This window comes from Arthrobacter sp. V1I9 (genome assembly GCF_030817075.1).
Taxonomy (GTDB): domain Bacteria; phylum Actinomycetota; class Actinomycetes; order Actinomycetales; family Micrococcaceae; genus Arthrobacter.
The window spans coordinates 1,266,295-1,288,655 of the sequence record NZ_JAUSYU010000001.1; the positions used below are offsets into that span (position 1 = coordinate 1,266,295).

Here is a 22,361-nt window from a genome sequence, read left to right on the forward strand (position 1 = left end):
CCTGGCGCACCTGTCCGTTGCCCAGACAAAAGTTGTCCACATAGCGGGGAACGGCCTGCCCTCTGAGGAACTCCAGGCGGAAGCTTATCCGGATGAGGAAAAGATTCGATGTAGCCGGATCGGAGAGAAGGATACGGCTGGACCCGGACCTTCTACCAGCGGCGGAACGGTCCGGCACGCACCGCTCCGAGTACCAGAGCGTCCTCCTGCGCCTGGCGGACCAGGCAGCCGGAGCCGCGGCAGACCTCCTTGCGCTGGCTGTTCCGGTGGACTGCGTATGCTGCGGAGCCGAAGACCGGGCCCTCTGCATCCAGTGCGACCGCCACATCCGCCGCCTGACGCGCGACCCCTTCCGGGCCGAAAGCGGAGCACCTGCCCTGATGGACGTCGGCGGGGCCATGCTGCTGCCCGTGGTGGCTGCCGGCGTCTACCGGGAGGAGCTCGCCCAGGCCCTTCTGTCCTTCAAGCGGCACGGCCAGTATCAGCTCAGGAGCAGCCTGGGCCGGGCACTCGCCGGCGGTCTCCGTTCGGCACTACCGGGGACGGAGGCGAACTGCCTGGTTCCGGTGCCGAGCAGCAACGCGGCCTTCCTGAAGCGCGGATTCAGCCCGGTCCACCTGCTTTTGCGTGAAGTGACACGTCAGCTGCCGGGTCCCGCTGTGGAGGACGTGCTGGAGAAGACCGGCTCAGGCGGGCTGCAGCTGCCCGGAGGCCAAAAGGGCTTGGACCGTGGCGGCCGCGCCAAGCGCGTGCGGGGCTCCATGCGGGTCCGCAGGCGCGGACGAAACAAGGTGGCCGGACAACGCTGCATCATCGTCGACGACGTCCTCACCACCGGCGCGACACTTTCGGAAGCAGCCCGCGCACTGCACCTCGCTGGAGCCGTCGTGACCGGTGCCGTGGTCCTGGCAGCGACACGCCCGCCCGACTCTTCGGGTACCGGCGCCGCATCCGCTGAACCCCGGGGAATGGAGCATGACTTAGAAAAAAATAAACCAAGAAAGGATGAATAACATGTGGCTATGAACTAACGTCGGTGGTGGGTACCAAGAACAGAATGTACCTTTCGATGGCGGCTCGGAGAGGGGCTTGACTGTCAAACAGATCGGCCCAGGGAAGCGCTGCTGTCGTGTCACCGAAGTCATTTGGAGGGCACCATGGAGTTTATGATCAGCGGACGAAATCTGACAGTTTCAGACCGGTTCCGCGAATATGCCGGGGAGAAGATCTCGAAGATCGAGTCGCTGGGAGACAAAGTCCAGCGGGTTGATGCGAAAGTTTCCAAGGAGACCAGCTCGCGGCAGACCGGCGATCAGTTGACAGTCGAGGTGACAGTACTGGGCAGGGGACCGGTAATCCGTGCCGAAGCAAGCGCCGCTGACAAATTCGCTGCATTCGACCTTGCGTACAACAAGCTGCTTGAGCGGCTCCGCCGGGCCAAGGACCGCAAGAAGGTCCATCACGGCAGGCACACGCCAAAAGCTGTCCGGGAAGCAACCGCCACGCTGGAGCCTGCCAGTACCCACGAACCCCTCTATGTCGAGGCGAGCCACCGGAATGAAACCGCGGAGGCCCCCGCAGAGACGTCCCCCTACGATGTGGACAATGACATCCCGGCCGGCGATTCCCCGGTCCTGATCCGGCGAAAGGTCTTCCCGGCGGCTTCACTTTCCCTCGACGACGCCGTGGACAACATGGAACTTGTCGGCCACGACTTCTACCTGTTCGTGGATAAGGCTACGAATACGCCGTCCGTCGTTTACCGGCGCCGCGGCTGGACCTATGGGGTCATCACCCTTGACCATGAATGCGAACCGGGTGACACCGTGGTCGAAGAAAAAATTATTGCGTACCGTTCGGATGACGCAGCAGCAAACGCTTAGGGTGGTGAACTCCATCCACAGAGAGGACTGATGTGCCAGCGACGCTGAGCCTGGACCAGGCCCGGCGGATCGCTCTGGCGGCACAGGGACTCGACAAGGGACGGCCCACCGGCCCCGTGACATCACGGACGGTGGGCCGCACCTTTGCCCGGCTCCAGCTCGTCCAGATTGATTCCGTCAACGTTCTGGCCCGCAGTCATTTCCTTCCCTTCTTCTCCCGGTTGGGGAACTACGACCGCACCATCCTCCAGCGGATGTCCGGTACCCATCCGCGGCGCATGGTTGAGTACTGGGCGCACGAAGCCAGCTATATCCGCCCTGAGCATTTTCCCGACCTCCGTCTCTGGCAGAAGAGGGCCTGGGTGGGCGCCGCCGGCATGGACCCGGGTGTGCGCGCCACCATCTCGGCCAGGATCCTGGAAACGCTCGCATCCTCACGCCCCATGACAGCTGCCGAAATAGCGGCGAGGATCGGTCACATCGAGGAAAAGCAGTCGGGCAAGTGGGGCTGGAACTGGAGCGCCGTCAAGCGGGTCCTGGAGCACTTGTTTGAGGAGGGCCTCGTTTCGGCAGCTTCCCGGACCGAGCAGTTTGAGCGCAAGTACACGCTGACCGCCAGGGTTCTGCCGGCCGTGCACCTTGCTGAGCCCGGTGAACCGGATCCCGCCCCTGCCCTGCACCGCCTTATCGATGCGGCTGCCCAGGCGCATGGCATCGGAACGGTGCGCTGCTTCGCTGACTACTTCCGCACGCCGGTCAAGGCTGCAGCTGCATCCGTGGAACGTCTGGTGGCTTGCGGCAGGCTGGAGCGCGTGGCCGTCGCCGGCTGGAACCGTGAGGTGTTCCGCCACGTCGAGGCAACCCTTCCCCGGCGCGCGGCCGGCCGGGCCCTGTTGAGCCCGTTCGATTCCCTGGTCTTTGAACGTCGCCGACTGGAGGAACTTTTCGGCTTCCACTACCGGATTGAGATCTATACTCCGGAGCACAAAAGGCGCTACGGGTACTACGTCCTTCCTTTTCTCCTAAGGGACCGGATTGTGGCGCGGGTGGACCTAAAGGCTGACCGCGCAGGTGGGAAACTGTTGGCAAAGTCCGCCTTCGCAGAGCCCGGCGCCCCGGCGGACACCGCCGTCGAACTCGCCGCGGAGCTTCGATTGATGGCAGATTGGCTGGGACTGCCGGACGTGGAGGTGGGTGACCGCGGTGATCTGGCGGCGAACCTCGGGAAGGCAGTGGCCGGCACTCGGCCCGTATCCGCTCTCAGGGAACAAACGAGCCGCGGGGCGGTGTCTCTCCCGTAGACTAAAAACGCCAGAATTCGGCGGCAAAGACTGGGAGCATCTTCACGTGGCATCACTCATCGAAAAACTTCTCCGCACCGGTGATAAAAAAACCCTCCGGCAACTGCGGAACTACGCCGACTCCATCAACGCCCTGGAAGATTCGTTCAAGACCTTCACGGACGCCGAACTCCGCGAAGAAACGGACCGGCTGCGCGAACGCCACCAGGACGGGGGGGAAAAGCTTGATGACCTGCTTCCCGAGGCCTTTGCCGCTGTCCGGGAAGCGTCCGCACGAACTTTGGGCATGCGCCACTTCGACGTCCAGTTGATGGGCGGGGCAGCACTGCATCTGGGCAACATCGCGGAAATGAAAACCGGTGAAGGCAAAACCCTGGTGGCAACTGCTCCTGCCTACCTGAATGCGCTCACCGGCAAAGGCGTCCACGTCATTACCGTCAATGACTACCTGGCCGAATACCAGTCGGACCTCATGGGCCGCGTCTACCGTTTCCTCGGCCTGACCAGTGGCTGCATCCTCGCCAACCAGGACCCGGCCGTCCGCCGTCATCAGTACGCCTCGGACATCACCTACGGCACCAACAACGAGTTCGGTTTCGACTACCTCCGCGACAACATGGCCTGGGACAAGTCCGAACTGGTCCAGCGCGGGCACAACTTCGCCATCGTTGACGAAGTGGACTCGATCCTCATCGATGAAGCCCGTACGCCGCTTATCATTTCCGGTCCCGCGCAGGGCGACACCAACCGCTGGTACAGCGAATTTGCCAAGGTGGTCCTGCGTCTGCAGCCGGAGAAGGACTACGAAGTCGACGAAAAGAAGCGCACCGTTGGTGTCCTGGAAAGCGGCATCGAAAAGGTTGAGGACTACCTCGGTATCCAGAACCTGTACGAATCGGCCAACACGCCGCTCATCGGGTTCCTGAACAACGCCATCAAGGCCAAGGAACTGTTCAAGCGGGACAAGGACTATGTCATCCTGGACGGCGAAGTCCTGATCGTCGACGAGCACACCGGCCGCATCCTCGCCGGCCGCCGCTACAACGAGGGCATGCACCAGGCCATCGAGGCCAAAGAAGGCGTGGAGATCAAGGCCGAGAACCAGACTCTGGCCACCGTGACGCTGCAGAACTACTTCCGTATGTACGGCAAACTTTCGGGCATGACCGGAACTGCCGAAACTGAGGCAGCCGAGTTCATGAGCACCTACAAGCTCGGTGTGGTTGCCATTCCCACCAACCGCGACATGCAGCGGCTCGACCAGTCGGACCTGGTCTTCAAGAACGAGACCGTGAAGTTCGACGCCGTCGTGAAGGACATTGCCGAACGGCACGAAAAGGGCCAGCCGGTCCTGGTGGGCACCACGAGCGTGGAAAAAAGCGAATACCTGTCCCGGCTCCTTTCCAAGGAAGGAATCCGCCACGAAGTCCTGAACGCCAAGAACCACGCCCGGGAAGCAGCCATCGTGGCGCAGGCAGGCCGGAAGGGTGCCGTCACCGTGGCAACCAACATGGCAGGGCGCGGTACCGACATCATGCTCGGCGGCAATGCCGAGTTCACCGCCGTGGCCGAGCTCGCCAATCGCGGGCTGGATCCGGAAGAGAACTCCGACGAGTACGAGTCCGCCTGGCCGGCAGCCCTTGAAGCTGCCAAGCAGTCGGTCAAGGACGAACACGAGGAGGTCCTCAACCTGGGCGGCCTCTACGTGCTGGGCACTGAACGGCACGAGTCGCGCCGCATCGACAACCAGTTGCGCGGCCGTTCCGGCCGTCAGGGTGACCCCGGCGAATCCCGTTTCTACCTTTCGCTGACTGACGACCTGATGCGGCTCTTTAACTCCGGTGCAGCAGAGCGCTTAATGAACAGCTCGGTGCCGGACGACGTCGCGCTGGAATCCAAGCTCGTCTCCCGCGCCATCGCTTCCGCGCAGGGCCAGGTGGAGGGCCGCAACGCCGAACAGCGCAAGAACGTCCTGAAGTACGACGACGTCCTGAACCGCCAGCGCGAGGCCATCTATGGCGACCGGCGGCGGATCCTCGAAGGCGATGACCTGCACGAAAAGGTGCAGTTCTTCGTGGAGGACACGATCATCGCCCTCATCGATGCTGCGACAGCGGAGGGCAACGGCGACGACTGGGACTTCAACCAGCTCTGGACCAACCTTAAGACCCTGTACCCGGTCAGCGTCACGGCCGACGAGATCATCGAGGAAGCCGGCGGAAAGTCCAGGCTTACAGTTGAGTTCCTCAAGGAGGAGCTGCTGTCCGACGCCCGCCTGGTGTACCAGGCACGGGAAGAAGCCATCGGTTCCGAAAGCATGCGCGAGCTGGAGCGCCGCGTTGTCCTGTCGGTCATCGGCCGCAAATGGCAGGAGCACCTTTACGAGATGGACTACCTCAAGGAAGGGATCGGCCTGCGCGCGATGGCACAGCGTGATCCTCTCGTTGAGTACCAGCGTGAGGGCTTCATCCTGTTCCAGGGCATGATGGAGGCCATCCGGGAGGAAAGCGTAGGATTCCTCTTCAACCTCGAAGTGGAAGTCACCCCTGCCCAGGACGTCGTTGTGGCGGACGATGAGGGTGGACACACCGAACACGTGGAGCCGCAGGTCCGGGCGGCCGGGCTGGAAGCGCCGGCGCAGCCTGCCCAGCTGCAGTACACCGCTCCCCGCGAAGATGGCGGCACGCAGACCCGGGTGGAAACCCGGTCCTCCGGCCGCTCAGGAAATCCTGCCAAAGCCGCGGGCCAGGACGCTGCCAGGCGGCAGGCAAAGAAGAAAAAGCGCTGACATGTTGGTTATGTGAAAGCTGATAGTCGAAGATAGGGCAGGGCCGGGGCAAGATCCCCGGCCCTGCTGTCGTCCCGCTGCATCTGCCGGTGCCCGCTACTGCCAGGGCTCGTTGCTGCAAGTCCGTCAGCCAATAACAAGCTCAGTCACCCGCCACACCTGTTTGCCGCGCTCGAGCCGCACGGCCACAGCCCGGGCGCGGACATCGTCCACCACAACGGCACTGGCTTCGTAAACTCCCTCCGCTACTTCGCAAACGCGGACCGATCGAACAATGGAATTCCTGTGCAGCCGTGCCAGGGCCGGGTTGCCGGTACGGGTGATCTCGCGCCTGATCAGGCACGCGCGGTGCTGCAGCGCTGCCAGGCATTGTGGGTCAAGCCGACGTGCCAGCTGATGGACAGGGCGGATTCCTGCAAGCACTTCCATGGCTGCCTGGATGGTGCCGCGGGTGACCGCCCGTACCTCCGATAACGAATCGACCGGACGTAGAGCCGGAGCCGTACCAGTCTGTGCTGGAGGGGAAGTCCTGGCGGGAGACTGCGGTGGAACGCGCCTGGGGGTGGGGCTGCCCTCGCTCCCGGGCGCTTGGAGGGCTCGAATTGGTGTGGCTGCGGTCATTGCTTTCCCCTTGGTTAGTGGCCTGAGTTATGGCACGAATGGTTGAAGCCCCGCCGTGACTATGTTGCGGAGGGCGGCTGAAGTATTTGTCCCGGCAGCAGCACGTCCGGATTTTGGCCGATAAGCGCCCGGTTGGCCTCGTACCACCGTGGCCATTGCATCGCGATCTCCACGTCCGAGGCCCCTGGACCCATAGCATGTGCGGCAACGTCCCACAATGTGTCTCCGGCCAGGACGGTCACGGCAGCGGCAGCGGCGCCGCTTGCCGTGTCGTCGGCCGCGCGTACTGCAGGAGGCGCCAGCAGTCCAGGGCCTGCGACCGGGGCAGCCGGCTGCCAACCCGGATTGGTCTCTCTTGAAGCCGCGCGGGCTTTTGCTGTTGCCTCGACCGCCGGCTCCAATACCTGGTTCACGCGGCTCCCGGGACTCGCGGGAGCCGATGCTGCGTGGTCCTGGGTGGGGGTCCATTCCGGTCCGGACAGCACCGGGTGCGCATTCGCGGCCGGACCGGATACGAGCTGAACCGAAAGTGCAGCAAGCACCACCCGCTGCATGAGGGCGGGCGAGAGTTTCCGGGTTAGGGCCGCCGCACGGGTCTTGCCGTTTCGATCAAGGAGAGTGGTGGCGCCAGCGAAGAGCAATGCAAGGAACCACCAGCCCACCAATCCAGCTCCGGCGGCTGCCGCGGCTGCCCCTAGGAGGTGCTCCGCCTGAAGTCCCTGGTGCCCGGCGGAGGATTGCTGCCATTGCTCCAGAATCCCGGAACCGGCCGCATAAAGCAGGACACCCAAGAGCAATATGGCCGTCGCGCTTATGACATCGGTCCCTCGACCAGGTTCTGCTGCTTGAGTCACTACTTTTCCTTTTGATGCAGTTTGATGCGGTTTGACATCAGTAGGGACAGTTTGCCTTGCTCTTTCTTTCTTTGTCCAGACGTTGGAGAGAAAAAGTTGTGTTGTTGACGCTGTCTGGGTTGGGCCCTACGCTGGCCGAATGCGCTGGGATGCACTGTTTGGGGACCTCGAGAGCCAACTGGCGGAGGCGGAGCGGCTTGCTCTGGACGCCGAAGTCAATGAGCGGGCGCGGGCGGAGATGGTTGGCCTGGACCTGGCTGACCGACTGCGGGCGGTTTTGGGCTGCCGGTTGACCGTCTATTTGTCATCCGGCGAATCTTTTTCAGGGGCGCTCACCCACGCCGGTGGAGACGCGCTGGTGCTGGATGAAGAACAGCACCAACTGCTCATTCCCTACGCGGCAGCGGTGCGCTACACGGGCCTCGGCCGGCTGTCGGTGGCGGAATCGTCGTCCGTGCGCCGGGGAATTGGACTCGCCAGCGCCCTGCGCGGCATGGCCCGGGACCGGGCCGAGTTGTCAGTCCTTATCGGGAATGCTGGGGGTGCGTTGCGACTGGCAGGAGTCATAGACCGGGTTGGCAGGGATTACTTCGAGCTTGCTGTCCTCACCCCGGGCGAAGCGCGCCGCAGCCATCAGGTTAGCCAGGTGACGACAATTCCCTTTACCGCGTTGGCGGCAATCAGGTCGCGACGGACCAGCGAGATCTAAGCGCCGGCGCACCGCCGGAGTGACCAGGGAGGCCGGAGCGCTACGCCGAAAGGGAAAGTCAGACGGACTTGGACTTGGATTCCTGGATCATCCGGCTGGCTTCGGCGTACCGTTCCTCGATGTACTGCTCAAGCATTTTTTCCTCGACCCGCCACTGTCCCCGGCCGCCAACCTGGATAGCTTTGAGCTCGCCGCTGCGGACCAAGGCATAAGCAGCCGGAGAGTTGATCTGAAGCTGCTCGGCGACGTCTGCAAGTGTAAGAAACCGGGGCATGTATCCATATTGCCACCGAGACGGCAGTTTGCTGCTGTTATCCACAATTTGGCCTCGTTTGAACTTATGACTTTTGTTCCGGCGTCCCTGCCGTAACAATGAGGAGTCCGGACACAGCGAGCAGTCCCGGCGCGCATAGGGGGAGAAACGGTAATGGTTCCTGAGTCATCTGCCACGGCGGCAAGGCTGAAACGACCTTCGTGGAAGGACCCCCGCCTGCTGGTAGGTGTTCTCCTTGTGTTGGCATCCGTTGCGGGCGTTGTATTCCTCGTGGGAAGCGCGGACCGGACCACGGAGGTTTACGCGGCCCGCGACGGCATAGCGGTGGGCGAGAAGCTGACGTCGGAGAACGTCGTTCGGGCCAAGGTCAGGCTGGGGGAGACAGAGGCGCAGTACATCACCGCCGAGTCCGGCCTGCCGGAGAACGTGGTGGCGGTGCAAAGGATTGGCAAGGACCAGCTGGTTCCCCGGGCCAGCCTCGGTGCAGTGGACGAACTGGACCGTAAGCCCGTCGCCTTGGCCATCGAGGAGACGCTTCCGGCGCAGGCAGTGGCCGGCGCCAGGGTCGATGTCTGGGTCGCCCAGCCCGATGCGCGCAATGGCTTCAGCGAACCTAAACTTCTTCTTCCGGGAGCTGAAATCGCTGAGGTGACGGAGGGTTCAACAGCCCTTGGGTCGTCCCGTACCACCGTGTTGATGGTCCTGGTGGAGGATAACCAGATGCCTGCGCTGCTGGGGGCGCAGGCGAATGAAGCCAAAATTTCTGTGGTGTGGAACCCCGGAGGCGGCAGCAGATGAGTATTCCCGTCGTCACCGTCGGGCAGAGCCGCGAGGATCTGGTCGGTGGGCTGGAACGCCTGCACGGTCCGGTCACTGTAGTCCGGAGATGCGCGGAACTGGCCGAGTTGCTGGCAGCCTGCCAAAGCGGACTGGCGAGGGCCGCCGTTGTCGCCGAAGGCTCCGAGGGCCTGACCGCTTCGCTCGTGGACCGGCTCGGAGCGGTTGGTGTCGCCATTATTGCCCTGACCGACTCGGCCGGGGAAGCCGCGAGGCTCCGGGGCATAGGAGTCGCTTCCGCCCTCACCGGAGTGGAATCCGCCGTGCTGTCAGAGAGGATTGCCGAGGCAGTCGCCCAACTGGCAGGCGGCGGACCCCGGGTCGCGCACCGGAGCCGTGCCGCCGACACCGGCGCTGCCCTCCATCCGGTTCCGGTGGAACCACCAAGCAGCCCGGAGGAGCCGGGGCCAGGGCGGATCATCGCAGTTTGGGGCCCCGCAGGCGCCCCTGGACGGACCCTGGTTGCGGCCAACATCGCGGGCGAGCTCGCTGCCGAGGGGAAGTCTGTCGTCCTCGTCGACGCCGACAGCTACGGTGCGAGCATAGCGGCTGTGCTGGGCCTGATGGATGAGTCCGCCGGTTTGGCACAGGCATGCAGGCTGGCTGACCAGGGGCTCCTGGACGCGGAGGCGCTGAAAAGGGTGGCCACGCCGGTGGCCACCAAACTTGGTTCTTTCCGTGTTCTTACTGGAATCACCCGCGCGGACCGGTGGACGGAGCTCCGCGCATCTGCACTGGCTCTTGTCCTCGAACGGGCGAAGCAAATTGCAGAGGTAGTTGTGGTGGATACCGGATTCTGCCTCGAGGCTGATGAGGAGCTGAGTTTTGACACCATGGCTCCCCGGCGGAACGCGGCTACTTTGCGGTCCCTTGAACTGGCCGACACTGTCTACGCTGTCGGGGCCGCCGATCCTGTCGGTGTGCCAAGGCTCGTGCGGGGTTTGGCCGAGCTTGAAACCGCTGTTCCACAAGCCGCGCCCATTGTGGTCATGAACAAGGTCAGGGCCTCCTCGGTGGGCCGGGTACCCGAGCGGCAGCTGCAGGACGCGTGGGAAAGGTTCGGGCCGGCGTCGGAGTTGAAAGCCTTCCTGCCTGCAGACAGTGCCGCGGCGGACGCTGCCCTGCTGGGTGGTTCGCTGCTGCTGGAGGCGGCACCTGACTCGCCCCTTCGCCGGGCCATCGCACAACTCGTTTGTGCACCCGCCCAGCAAAAATCCAAAACCTCTGTCTTTTCTTCCACAGCAGCCCGCAGGCTAAAAGACTAGGCTCGCCGTAAGAGCTGCAAGGAAGCAGCGAATATCTTGTGATGGAGGCGTGTGTCGATGTCGTCTGGATCCAGCGTGGAGGATCAGCCCCTTTCCATTGAAGCCCATGAAGGCTTCATCGGGGACTACTATCAGCACCTAGCCGAAGAGGATGCGCGGAGCTATCCCTCAGACATGCTGACCGCGCGCGCGGAAGCGCACCGCAACGTCGCGTCGGTCCGGAAGCCAGGCCAGGCGAACGTCTCCATCGTTGACGAGGAGGACAGCAGCGTCGTCTTCGTCGTCACCGACGACATGCCGTTCCTTGTCGATTCCGTCAACGCTGAACTCGTCCGCCAGCACGCGGCCATCAGACTGGTGGTCCACCCTCTCTTCGTGGCTACCCGCAACAGGGAATCCGCGGCGCTGATGAAGGTCAACAAGGTTCCTTCCCATTTGGGCATCTCCAGCGGCGATACCGCTGCCATGCCGAATCTGTCCCACCTCATAGCGCAGGGTGAAAACGCCTCGCACATGGAGTCATGGATTGCAGTCGAAATCAACCGCGTATCCGATGAAGCGAAAGCAGCGCTGCTCGAAGGCCTGCAGCGGGTCCTGAGCGATGTGCGGGCGGCGGTTGAAGACTGGCCGCACATGCGCCAAAAGGCGCTGCAGATCGCGGAAAGCCTAAACAAGGTGGCGAACCCGGCGCAGATCGCCGAGCTGCGCCAGGCGCAGGACCTCCTGCACTGGCTGGACGACGGGAACTTCACATTCCTTGGCTACCGTGAGTACGACCTGGTCAACGTGGACGGCGAAGATGTCCTGGAGCTGCGTGAAGACAGCGGCCTGGGACTGCTGCGCGCAGCCGCGGATTCACCGCACATCCAGCACCTCACGGACACGGGCCGGAAAAAGGCACGCGAAAAGCGCGCGCTCGTTATCACCAAGGCCAATTCCCGCTCCACCGTCCACCGTTCGGCATACCTCGATTACATCGGGGTCAAGAGTTTTGACGCCGCAGGGAACGTCAACGGCGAGCGCCGCTTCATTGGCCTCTTTGCCACCAGTGCCTACACCGGCTCCGTCCGCAACATACCCATTGTCAGGGAAAAGGTTGATGCCGTTCTGGCCAGCGCGGGCTTCCCGCCGGACTCGCACTCCGGGAAGGACCTGCTGGGAATCCTCGAGACCTACCCCAGGGATGAGCTCTTCCAGATCGAGGTTCCGGACCTTGCCGCCACAGCCCTTGGCATCCAGAAACTGCAGGAGCGCAGGCGCACCCGGCTCTTCCTGCGGCCGGACATCTACGGCAGGTTTATGTCCGCCGTCGTCTACCTTCCCCGGGACAGGTACACCACCAATGTCCGGCTCCGCATTGAGCAGGAACTCCGCGAGACCTTTCAGGCCGTGTCCATCGACTACGAGGCACGAATGACCGAGTCCGCGCTCGCCCGGCTGTTCTTCCGCATCCGCCTGCCCAAGGGTGCGGACGTCAGCAACGTCAACACCGAGGAACTGGAAAAGCGGCTGGTTCGCGCCGCCCGCTCGTGGAGCGAGGGCATCGCCGAGGTGCTGCGTGAAGGACGGGACGTCGCCGAGGCCAAGGAGCTGGCCGCCATCTGGTCCGAGGCCTTCCCCGCCACCTACCGCGTGGATTATGAGGTTGAGGATGCCCTTGAAGACATTGCCCGCTTCGAGAAATACGGCGCGACGGCGGAGCGCACTGTGGGTGCCAAACAGGAGCGGCCAGGCGTGCACGTCTACCTCCCCGAAGGAGCGGGCGCGACGCTGGAGGAGGACGCACGCGTCAAGCTCTACATGCTGGAACCGAAAAGCCTGAGCCAGATCCTGCCCTTCTTCCATAACCTTGGCCTGGAAGTGCTTGACGAGCGGCCGTTCGAAATTGAGACGGCGGACCGGAGGGATTTCTTCCTCTACGACCTGGGGCTGAAGTACCCGGCGGGAGTTGATCCTGTGTCCACGGGTCATTTGCTGGCTGACTCCTTTTCCGCTGCAGTCACCGGCGCCGCTGAATCGGACGCCTTTGACCGGCTGGTCCTGCGCGAGGGACTGCAGTGGCGCCAGATAACCGTGCTGCGCGCCTATGCCCGTTACATGCGCCAGATGGGCAATGCCAACTCCTTCGGTTTTATGGCCGACACCCTGCTGGCGAATCCGGAAGTGACCAAGGGGCTGAGTGCGCTTTTCGCCGCCCGCTTTGATCCTTCCCTGAATGAAGAAGAACGGCTCAAGGCGCAGGCTTCCGTCCGTGAAGAACTGGCCGCAGCCATCGAAAAAGTGGCCACGCTTGACGCCGACAGGGTCCTGCGGACTTTTGTGAACTTGATCGAATCCACGCTCAGGACCAACTTCTACCAGTACAAGTCCCACCTGAGCTTCAAGCTCGACCCGGCGCAAATTGAGGGGCTGCCCTTCCCCCGCCCCATGTTCGAAATCTGGGTCTACGCGCCCCGCGTCGAGGGCGTCCACCTCCGCTTCGGCAAGGTTGCCCGCGGCGGGCTGCGTTGGTCCGACCGCCGCGAGGATTTCCGCACCGAGGTCCTGGGCCTGGTCAAGGCACAGACTGTAAAGAACGCCGTCATCGTGCCTACAGGCGCCAAGGGCGGCTTCTTTGCGAAGCAGCTTCCGGATCCCGCTGTCGACCGGTCCGCCTGGATGGCCGAAGGCATCGAAAGCTACAAAACTTTCATCCGCGGACTCCTCGACCTCACTGACAATCTCGTCACCGAGAGCCACGGCGAAAGGCTGGTGCCGCCGTCGGACGTTGTAAGGCACGACGACGACGATTCCTACCTCGTGGTGGCGGCCGACAAGGGAACTGCGACTTTCTCCGATATCGCCAACGGGCTGGCCAAGGAATACGGATTCTGGCTGGGCGATGCGTTCGCGTCCGGGGGATCGGTGGGCTATGACCACAAGGCCATGGGCATTACCGCCCGGGGCGCGTGGGAATCCGTCAAGCGCCACTTCAGCGAGCTTGACCTGGACACGCAGACCCAGCCGTTCACCGTGGTGGGTGTGGGGGACATGTCCGGCGACGTGTTCGGCAACGGTATGCTCCTCTCGCGCCACATCCGGCTCCTGGCAGCCTTTGACCACCGACACATCTTCCTGGACCCCAACCCGGACGAAGAAGCCTCCTTTGTGGAGCGGCAGCGGTTGTTTGAACTGCCGAGGTCATCGTGGGAGGACTACAACAAGTCCCTCATCAGCGAAGGTGGCGGAGTGTTCCCCCGCCAGGCAAAGTCGATACCTGTTTCAGCCCAGGTACGGGTGGCACTGGGGCTTGCCGCCGAAACGACCGAGCTCAGCCCGCCGGAGCTCCTGCGTGCAATCCTGCTGGCTCCCGCCGACCTGCTCTATAACGGCGGCATCGGCACCTACGTCAAGGCGAGCACCGAATCCAACGCCTCCGTGGGGGACAAGGCCAACGACGCCATCCGTGTAGACGGCAAGGACCTGCGCGTCAAGGTGGTGGGTGAAGGGGGAAACCTGGGCATGACCCAGCGTGGCCGCATCGAGGCCGCACTGCAGGGGGTCATCCTCAACACCGACGCGATCGACAACTCTGCCGGCGTTGACTGCTCCGACCATGAGGTCAACATCAAGATTTTTGTGGACCGGATGGTTGCTGCCGGAAAGCTGTCGGCCGAAGAGCGCCCGGGCTTCCTGGCCTCGATGACCGATGAGGTGGGCCGGCTGGTGCTGGAAGACAACATTGACCAGAACATTCTGCTGCTGAATGACCGGACCCGGGTGGGAGAGTGGAGCCCGAGCTACGAACGGCTGATGGACTGGCTGGAGAAGAAAGCTGACCTGAACCGTGAGCTGGAGGCGCTTCCCACCACGGAAGTGTTAAGGGAGCGGCTGCAGCAGGGACAGGGCCTGACTTCGCCTGAGCTGTCCGTGCTGGCCGCCTACGCCAAGATCGAGCTGACCTCCGCCCTGCGGGACAGCGACCTGGCCGACGATCCCTGGTTCAGGAAGACGTTGCGTGCCTACTTCCCGGAGCAGCTGCGCGAACGGTTTGACGCGGAGCTGGACACCCACCCGCTGCGGCGCGAAATCATCGCCACCATCGTGGCCAACGACATGATCAACATGGGCGGTATTACGTTCGCCTTCCGGACCATGGAAGAAACGTCGGCCTCGGAAGTGGCTGTAGCCAAGGCATTCGTTGCGCTGAGGGAGGTGTACGAGCTCGACGTGATGGTGGAGGAGTTGAACAACCTGCCGGCCTCGTTCCCCACCGAGCACTGGAGCACCGTCCACCTGGACATCCGGCGGCTGCTGGACCGGGCCGTCCGCTGGCTTCTGGGGCAGGGCAGTGTTTCCCAGCCGATTGCCGAGGTCGTGGACGAATTCAAACCCCTCCTGGATCCCATGCGGGCCCGCCTGCTGGAGTACCTGCGCGGCAATGACCGGGACAGGGTTGCCGGCTGGCTGGAAAAGGCGCGGGATTGGGAGCTGCCGGAAGGGCTAGCCCTGCGTTGGGCCGAGCTCTTCGAAAGCTTTGTCCTGCTCGACATCGCCAAGATTGCCCGCGTCCGGAAGGACCCCGTGGAGGAAATCGCAGCCGTCTACTACACGGTCTTCAACCGCTTCCACGCAGATTCCCTGCTGGAGCGCATCAGCAGCCTGCCGCGGCAGGACCGGTGGCAGGCGCTGGCCAGGGCGGCGTTGCGTGATGACCTGTACTCCACCATCTCGGACATGACGACGGCGGTGCTGGACGCCACCAGGTCTGCGGACTCGCCGGAGGCCCGGCTGAAGGAATGGGAAGCCCGGAATGCGGAGCAGTTGGGCAGGGCAAAGAGCATGTTCGATGAGGTCAATGCGCTCGAGGCGGACGACATGGCCTCACTGTCGGTAGCATTGAGGCTCTTGAGGTCAATCGTTCGACGCTAGCGAGTCCGGCGTCGCAAATGGAGGTGCAGTGGCAATCTTTACGGACCCCATCAGGGAACATGCTGATTTCGGGCCGGGGGATGCCGAATGGCTGCACCTCCTGGTGGGGGACTGGCAGATGGTCGCGGACCTGGCGTTCGCGGACCTGGCGCTCTGGTTCCCCCATCCCGACCACGGGTATGTGGCGCTGGCGCACGTCCGGCCCTCCACCACGCACACTGTGTTCCACGGCGACTTCGTGGGGGATCCCATCCGATCGGATCTCCAGCCCCTGGTGGACAAGGCCTGGAACAGCCGCTCCATCGAGCGTTCCAGTGAAACCAACTGGAGCAGTGACATGGCGCTGCGGGTGGAGGCCGTTCCCATGGTCCGGAACGGCCGCACCCTGGCCGTAGTCACCACGCACATGGACCTGTCGAGTTCGCGCATGCCGTCCCGCCTGGAACTCACGTACCGGCAGTGCGCGTACGACCTTCTGCGGATGGGAACCCTGGGGTTGTGGCCGGACTTTGCGTCCCCCACGGGTTCCCGCCGAGGCGCCCCGCGTGTGGGTGACGGACTGATCAGGCTCGACGCCGAGGGCATCGTTCAGTACGCCAGCCCCAACGGTGTCTCGGCTTTCCGGCGCCTCGGTGACGGGGAATCGCTGGAGGGGCGCTCGCTGGCCGAGGTCACCGCGAGCCTGCTCAAGGACCGCCGTATGGTGGACGAAACGCTGCCCCTGGTGGTGACCGGCCGGATGCCGTGGCGCAGCGAAATCGAATCCCGGGGGGTGAGCCTGTCCCTGCGCGCGATTCCCCTGCGTGATGAGCAGCAGCGCTTCGGCGCACTGGTACTTTGCCGCGACGTGTCCGAACTGCGGCGGCGCGAGATGGAGCTGGTGACCAAGGACGCGACCATCCGCGAGATCCACCACCGGGTCAAAAACAATCTGCAGACCGTAGCCGCGCTGTTGCGGATGCAGTCCCGCCGTATGGTCAGTGACGAGGCGAAGCAGGGCCTGGAGCAGGCGATGCGCCGGGTGGCCACCATCGCGCTGGTTCATGAAACCCTGTCCCAGGGCCTGACGCAGAGCGTCGACTTCGATGAGCTGATCGGGCGGCAGTTCCGCCTCTCAGCAGAAGTTGCCTCGCCGTCGCAGCAGGTCAGGACCGAGCGTTCAGGGATGTTCGGTGAACTGCCCAGCGACTTCGCCACTCCGTTGGCGCTGGTCATCAATGAGCTGGTGACCAATGCCGTGGAGCATGGCCTTGAGGGCCGTACCGGAACTGTATGGCTTCTGGCTGACCGTTCGGAGGGGGATGAGGGCGAGGAGGAGTTGACAGTCACTATCGCCGATGACGGTGTGGGTCTGCCCGAAACGCCCCATGTCGAGGGTCTCGGCTTGCAGATCGTCCGCACGCTGGTGACAAGTGAGCTCGGCGGCACCATCCAGTGGCAGCCACGTGAGGGCGGCGGTACTGCCGTTCAGATCCGTCTTAGCCTCGAAGCCAAGTAGGCGGCGGACAGCAAAAGGCCCTGGCGGCAATCTTGCGGTTGCGGCCAGGGCCTTTTACAAAATGCTGGTTAGCTTACGCCGGTGTGCCGCGGAATCAGGAAGCCCGGCGGGCGCGTGCTGCCCGGCGCTTCAGGGCGCGGCGCTCGTCTTCGCTCATGCCGCCCCAAACACCGGCATCCTGACCTGACTCAAGGGCCCACTGCAGGCATGTGTCCACTACCGGGCACCGGCGGCAGACGCTTTTCGCTTCCTCAATCTGCAGGAGGGCCGGACCTGTATTTCCTACAGGGAAAAACAGTTCCGGGTCCTTTTCGAGGCACGCTGCGCGGTTACGCCAATCCATGCTGATCAGTTGCTCCAATTCTGGGAAAAGCCCTTTGTGAAATTATTCACTAGTAGCTACAAAGGAAAGGGGCCCGGCAGGGCCCCGTTGGTCATCTGAGTCAAGCCTGTCATGTTAACGCTGTGTAAACAAGGGGTAATAAGGCTTGAAATCCCGGGAACGCTGAGCGATGCATCACAGTGGCGGTATTGGCCCTCACCACTGTCCGACTATGTCCGGTAGGGTGCCAGTGTGTCAAGACCCCCTGTAGAACCCACGGACCCGCCAAGCGACTCAGAAGGCCCGGGCCAAGACCCCGGGCGGCCGGTGCCGGACCCGCAGGCGGCCGCGCGTCCGGCACGGCCGGCAGCTGTCCTCGTGGTGGCGCTAATTGTGGCGGCGGAGGCGACAGCGCTGTTGGCGGCTGCTGCCTGGTACGGCTACCAGTTGGCGGCGGGCAGCCCCGTTCTTTCCTTTTGGGGCGCCGTGTTCACCCTTGGTCTGCTGTTGGCTTTCTCCGCTTGGCTGTATTCCGTGGCGCTGTTCCTTTACCGGGGATACCGGTGGACCAGGGCGGCTGTGCTGGTGGCGCAGTTGTTCGTATTGACCATCGGATTTCCCACGCTGACGAACGGTCTTCCTTTGGCTGGAATGGCGATGCTGGTCCCGGCCGTCACCGCCATCGTGCTGTTGTTCCACAACAAGGTCATCAGTTTCGCGTCCCGGACCGGGAGTCCAACGCCGGCCCTCTAACCGCATATGCGGGGAACCAGTTGCGTGTGCAGCGCTGCTCCTCATTCTTTGAGCACTGATTTCCTTCCATGGAGCGTCATGCTCCCTCCCCGGGAGGAGCCCAGCCCACCTGGATGCTTTGTGCCACCCCGTGGGAGACGAGCACGGCCCTGCCGGGCGGTGCGGTGGCCTCTACTTCGAATCGGACCCCCAAAGAGATCACCGTCCGACAGGGAGCGCGGTGCGAGCAGGAGGCCGGTGCCGGCCGAGCGGGAGCTCATGACCAGCGGCACGCGTTGTATGAGCAAGGAACTGTAGGTCGCGGTGAGGACCATTGGGTAGCCCAACGCGTTGAGGTCCGACAGATTCCGGATGGCTTCGGCAGGGAGGAGATCGGCGTCGTCAACCAACGCCACCTTCCCCTTTGACAATTCACCTGCTGCTGCCGTGGCAAGTTCCCGCTTCCAGAAGTCGCACGGGTCGGTCCCATCTTGGGGATAAAGCCATGGACCGGGGTCCGGATTCATGAGCGGCAGCGCGCGAAGGACGTTGGTCTTTCCTGATCCGGCTCCTCCCAGGACGGTAAGCACCCCTGCCCCCTGCAGCGTGCAGGACTTGGGCCCAAGTTCGTCACCGCCCACGCCAAGAACGATGTCCTGCCGCCTGCTGCCTTGCGGGGTTGGTGCTGGTTGGGTGCGGTCGGGCGGTGGCTGTGCCATGACCCCCGGCTGTGCCGTCGGCCGTATGTCTTTGGCTGCCACCACTGCCGGGAGTTGTTCGACCTTGAACGGGCGTTTGGTTTGTTGGCCGCCGACGTTCTCCGCACTGTCAAGGCCTGCTTCGTCGTCCAGCAAGGCCGTTGATCCTGAGTTCCAAGAGTGGGACGTGACGCTGTAAAGCTGGCAAACGGCCGGAACTCCGTGGGAGACGGGGCCGAATACCACGGCGCGCCCCGTGAGTTCGGCCGTTGCCGGCATGCGCGGCCACGCAATCCGGCTGTCAGTGTTGGAACCGGTGGGGAAGTAGAGCTGGTTGGGCAGCGACGAGAACGCCCTTGAGCTAACGAGTTCACGATCGCCGGCAATCAATACGATGATCCCTGCCCGTGCGCCGTCTCGGGCAAGGTCCTGGACGAGGTCTTCGGCCCAGGCCAAGGGCCCGGCACGGAACGCCGAAACCCACGAGCCCCACCCGGAAATGACGAGGACCAAGAGTGCGTCATCGTGCTGCTTGCCGCCTTTTCCCAGCCGGTGGGTCAATTCCCTCTTTAGGCGTTCGAGCACGCGGACGGCCCGCCGCAGCTCATGGAGGCCCGCATGCGCCCCGATGCCGGGGTGTGCAGCCGCATACAGGAAAGTACCGTCTGCATCCAGGACGTAACCGTGTGCTTCGAACGGGCGGAGAAGCAACTGCATAACAGCCAGCTCAAGAGCCTCCGTGGCACCGGAAGAGGGAGCGCCGATAAGGGCCACGTGACCGTCTTCGGCCGGATTCCACTCGAGTGGCACCACTTTTTGCTTGGCCGGCAGGTCAAGAAGACCGAGCTTGATTGACCGTGCTGAGGGCCTGGGGCCGCCTGCCGGGAACGACGATGCGGCCTCTTGTGGCTTGGTCAGGTTGGAAGGGAGAGCAGGAGCGACTGGCCGCCTCGGCGCCGGTTCCTTCCGTTCAAGCCACAGGTCCCGCACCATCGCCACCAGTGGGCGTGCAGCCTGGGCCGGCGTTTGCCCGGAGGGAAGACACATATCAGCTCCGACGGAGCCGGTTGAGGCAAGACATTCCACGGCAAGTTGTACCCTGACTGCCCCAGCTGGGCCGGGCTCGCCCTGCGCTGGTCCTACGGATGCGGTCTGGAATTCCAGGGGAACCTCCGTACCGCGGGCCAGGAAGGCCCGACCCGGTGCATCCACGCTGATGGCGGCGGCACATTTCGAATTGATGATGTCCGAGGACTCCATCTCCGATTGCACCCGAAGCGCAATGCTCGAGGTGACATTGGCGCGGATGTCTGCGGTCAGCGCTCCTTGCGGCCGTTGAGTGGCCATGACCAGGTGGATTCCGAGTGAGCGACCGATGGCTGCGATCCGCATGAGTTCCCGGAGCGCCTCCGGGGCATCATCCACGAGCATGCGGAACTCATCAATGACGATGACCAGATGGGGGAGTGGGAAATCCTGTGAAGCGCGGGTGTGCCGGTATGCCGTGAGATCCGGCACCCGTGCGGAGGCCAGCGCTTCCTCGCGCAGCCGGATTTCTGCACGCAGAGAGGTAAGGGTGCGTTCGAGCTCGTGGGCGGACAGGTCCGTCAGGAGTCCGACGCAGTGGACGAGTTCCGTGAGGGGACCGAGTCCGGATCCGCCCTTGAAATCAACAAAAAGGAAATTCACCCGCTTGGGTGGATGGCAGAGGGCCAAAGCCAGGGTGAGGCTGCGGAGCAGTTCGGACTTGCCGGAGCCGGTGGTCCCGGCAACGAGTAGGTGGGGTCCGTCGGCCTGAAGGTCCAGGGTGCGCGTTCCCGTGGGGCCCAGCCCTAGAGGAATGTTCAGGCGGTGGTCCCGGGCGCTCGCATTCCAGCGGGCCTCAGTATGCTGAGGAGCGAGCGGCAGCACGTCCTGGAGGGAGCACTGAGCGGGGACAGCAGGGTCCTCGTTATCTGGCCGTTCGGTATGCACGGCCAGCTGCCTGCAGAAACTGAGGAAGACGTCCTCTGGTGCCAGATCTGGAACAAAGGCAACGTCGCGTGCCGTAAGCCGCAGGAGTGATTTTCGCTCGGCAAGTTCTACATCACAGGGGCCGCCATTTACCTCGGCCGCTAAAAACTCAAGGACCTGCCAACCGAGGGCCGCCGCAGTTACGCAAACAGCGCCGTCGTCGTGCCCTGTATCGGAAGCCGGCAGCAGCAGGAGTACGCCGTGTTGATAGCTCCGCCCGAAGCCTTCGCTAAGAATGCGCAGAAGATCAGATGCAGAAGCGGTGAGAATGACGCCGGGCAGATAGCGGGCGCCCAGGGGTAGGCGGGCTGCTTCACCATAAATGACAACTCGCGTGCCGTGGCCCTTGGGGTAGCCCGCAAGCTGCATCACCAGGGAACGGACGATGCCGTCCGCCACTGCACCTGGTCCGCGGAGGGTTGTCCTGGGAATTCCTGGGTCCAGGAACACCGGAACCGCGCCTACGCCCGGAATGCCCACCGATGATACGGCTGGCTCGACTCTCACATTCGCTGGCTGCGGAGCCTCACCGACCCGCAGCCAAACCCCTTCTCCGCCAGGGGAAACAGAGGTGGGGCCCTGCCGCTGATTTATGGCCAGCGCCAGGATGGCGAGGGAGGGGCCGGACCGGAGTCGTCTTTCCCGGTCTTCTGCCACGGCGGCTGCAACGGCTCGTGCGAGGTCGCGGCGCTGCCGGCGCCCTGAGGCGAGGGGCACCAGGACAGACACTGCGGAAGCGGCAGCAAAGGCAAGGAACATCCACATGCCGGTGAGCACGGCGAGTCCTATCCCGATCAGCAAGGGAAGCGTGGCGGTCAGCAGGAGTGCCGCCCTGTTGCCTGTATCCATCCGGCCAGTGACGGTGAGGGGCTGCTGGGTGGAGGTCCCGGCGTCGGCCAATGCTTTGTCCGTTAGGTCAATAAAAACCAGCGACATGGTTGTGTTGCCGCAGGTGATGCTCGAGCCGGTGGAGACGACGGCGTTTCGGACCCGTTCGCCGTCGACGTGGATGCCGTTGGCGCTGTCCAGGTCAATGATCAGTATGTCCGTCTCGGTGACCACGAGGCGGGCGTGCTCTCGGGAGAGTTCGGGATCGGGGATTACTATGCGGGTGCCGCTCCTGCCGATGGTGTAGGAACCCCGCCGCAGCGGCACAAGGGTGCCAGCTCCGACGCCGGTGTGGACGGCCAGGGCAAGCTGGGCGTCCTCGGCCGGCGGCCGTCGTCGGACCTTCCGCTCGTAGGTCCCGTCCACAAGAACCGCGCCGTTGACCAAGGGGGCCTCACCGACGGTCATCGAGCGGATGTCTTGGCCGCGAATAGTGATAGATCCGGTCCCGAACTTCTGAATCAGCTGGGCATGGACAACTTCGCCGCCAGTCCCTTCGGGTGCGTTGATGGTCAGCTCACATGGTGCTTCCTGCATCACGGAACCGGTGCTGCGGACCAGCGTGCAATGGAACTTCATCGGTACAAATCCTCACGGCCTTTTAGTCCACGCTAGCCAGCGGTGCGCCGCCTCGGTTGAAAGAGTTTCCGTATGTGGACAACGTCGGGCGCAGATCGACGCCGTTCTGTCCCAGTCCCAAGCCTGATCCTGGGCCCGGTTGCGGCGGCGCGGGATTCGACGGCGCCTGCAGTGCCTCGGGTAGGCTA

General features: G+C 63.6%; 15 protein-coding genes. 10 read left to right on the forward strand and 5 right to left on the reverse strand.

Translation table 11 applies throughout. The features are described from left to right. The first annotated feature begins 92 nt into the window (after positions 1 to 92). The 4 genes from QFZ70_RS05985 to secA all read left to right on the forward strand — a co-directional run bounded on the left by QFZ70_RS05985 (position 93) and on the right by secA (position 5,972). A complete protein-coding gene (locus QFZ70_RS05985; RefSeq protein ID WP_307094519.1) occupies positions 93 to 1,013 on the forward strand; it encodes a ComF family protein in 921 nt (306 codons plus the stop codon). A 144-nt stretch (positions 1,014 to 1,157) separates the two neighbouring features. Continuing rightward, a complete protein-coding gene (gene hpf / locus QFZ70_RS05990; protein WP_104042347.1) occupies positions 1,158 to 1,883 on the forward strand; it encodes a ribosome hibernation-promoting factor, HPF/YfiA family in 726 nt (241 codons plus the stop codon). A 32-nt stretch (positions 1,884 to 1,915) separates the two neighbouring features. Next, a complete protein-coding gene (locus tag QFZ70_RS05995) occupies positions 1,916 to 3,184 on the forward strand; it encodes a winged helix-turn-helix domain-containing protein (RefSeq protein WP_307094520.1) in 1,269 nt (422 codons plus the stop codon). Between the two features lie 46 nt (positions 3,185 to 3,230). Continuing rightward, positions 3,231 to 5,972 carry a preprotein translocase subunit SecA gene (gene secA, locus QFZ70_RS06000; RefSeq protein ID WP_307094521.1) on the forward strand — a complete coding sequence of 914 codons (2,742 nt, stop codon included), beginning with the start codon at positions 3,231 to 3,233 and terminating at the stop codon, positions 5,970 to 5,972. A gap of 126 nt (positions 5,973 to 6,098) precedes the next feature. Here secA and QFZ70_RS06005 read toward each other — a convergent pair whose 3' ends face one another. Then, on the reverse strand, positions 6,099 to 6,593 hold the full coding sequence (locus QFZ70_RS06005; protein WP_307094522.1) for an Rv3235 family protein: 495 nt from the start codon (positions 6,591 to 6,593) through the stop codon (positions 6,099 to 6,101). A gap of 59 nt (positions 6,594 to 6,652) precedes the next feature. Continuing rightward, positions 6,653 to 7,447, reverse strand: a complete 795-nt coding sequence (locus QFZ70_RS06010; RefSeq protein ID WP_307094523.1) for a LysM peptidoglycan-binding domain-containing protein — start codon at positions 7,445 to 7,447, stop codon at positions 6,653 to 6,655. 139 nt (positions 7,448 to 7,586) lie between these two features. On the opposite strand from QFZ70_RS06010, the gene QFZ70_RS06015 reads away from it, so the two are divergent. Then, positions 7,587 to 8,156: a hypothetical protein gene (locus tag QFZ70_RS06015; protein ID WP_307094524.1), complete on the forward strand. Its 570-nt coding sequence runs from the start codon at positions 7,587 to 7,589 to the stop codon at positions 8,154 to 8,156. A 58-nt stretch (positions 8,157 to 8,214) separates the two neighbouring features. Here QFZ70_RS06015 and QFZ70_RS06020 read toward each other — a convergent pair whose 3' ends face one another. Then, positions 8,215 to 8,430: a helix-turn-helix domain-containing protein gene (locus QFZ70_RS06020; protein ID WP_045729765.1), complete on the reverse strand. Its 216-nt coding sequence runs from the start codon at positions 8,428 to 8,430 to the stop codon at positions 8,215 to 8,217. A 153-nt stretch (positions 8,431 to 8,583) separates the two neighbouring features. Between QFZ70_RS06020 and QFZ70_RS06025 the strand changes: the two genes are divergently transcribed. Genes QFZ70_RS06025 through QFZ70_RS06040 form a run of 4 tightly spaced genes read left to right on the forward strand, consistent with a single transcriptional unit; the run spans position 8,584 to position 16,941 of the window. Beyond that, complete coding sequence (locus QFZ70_RS06025) at positions 8,584 to 9,228, forward strand: hypothetical protein (RefSeq protein ID WP_307094525.1); 645 nt, start codon at positions 8,584 to 8,586, stop codon at positions 9,226 to 9,228. After that, positions 9,225 to 10,532 (forward strand): P-loop NTPase, encoded by a 1,308-nt coding sequence (locus QFZ70_RS06030; RefSeq protein WP_307094526.1) that lies wholly within the window; start codon positions 9,225 to 9,227, stop codon positions 10,530 to 10,532. Before QFZ70_RS06025 ends, QFZ70_RS06030 begins: the two co-directional genes overlap by 4 nt. A 57-nt stretch (positions 10,533 to 10,589) precedes the next feature. Continuing rightward, a complete protein-coding gene (locus QFZ70_RS06035; RefSeq protein WP_307094527.1) occupies positions 10,590 to 15,443 on the forward strand; it encodes an NAD-glutamate dehydrogenase in 4,854 nt (1,617 codons plus the stop codon). A gap of 28 nt (positions 15,444 to 15,471) precedes the next feature. Continuing rightward, the gene (locus tag QFZ70_RS06040; protein WP_307094528.1) at positions 15,472 to 16,941 is read left to right on the forward strand and encodes a sensor histidine kinase; all 1,470 of its coding nucleotides are present in this window, start codon (positions 15,472 to 15,474) and stop codon (positions 16,939 to 16,941) included. Positions 16,942 to 17,035: 94 nt separating this feature from the next. Here QFZ70_RS06040 and QFZ70_RS06045 read toward each other — a convergent pair whose 3' ends face one another. Beyond that, positions 17,036 to 17,284, reverse strand: a complete 249-nt coding sequence (locus QFZ70_RS06045) for a WhiB family transcriptional regulator (RefSeq protein WP_015937605.1) — start codon at positions 17,282 to 17,284, stop codon at positions 17,036 to 17,038. Positions 17,285 to 17,515: 231 nt separating this feature from the next. On the opposite strand from QFZ70_RS06045, the gene QFZ70_RS06050 reads away from it, so the two are divergent. Next, positions 17,516 to 18,016 (forward strand): hypothetical protein, encoded by a 501-nt coding sequence (locus tag QFZ70_RS06050; RefSeq protein WP_373461541.1) that lies wholly within the window; start codon positions 17,516 to 17,518, stop codon positions 18,014 to 18,016. 41 nt (positions 18,017 to 18,057) lie between these two features. Here QFZ70_RS06050 and QFZ70_RS06055 read toward each other — a convergent pair whose 3' ends face one another. Then, entirely contained in the window at positions 18,058 to 22,173 is a 4,116-nt protein-coding gene (locus tag QFZ70_RS06055) for an FtsK/SpoIIIE domain-containing protein (protein ID WP_307094529.1), read from the reverse strand. Positions 22,174 to 22,361: the final 188 nt, after the last annotated feature.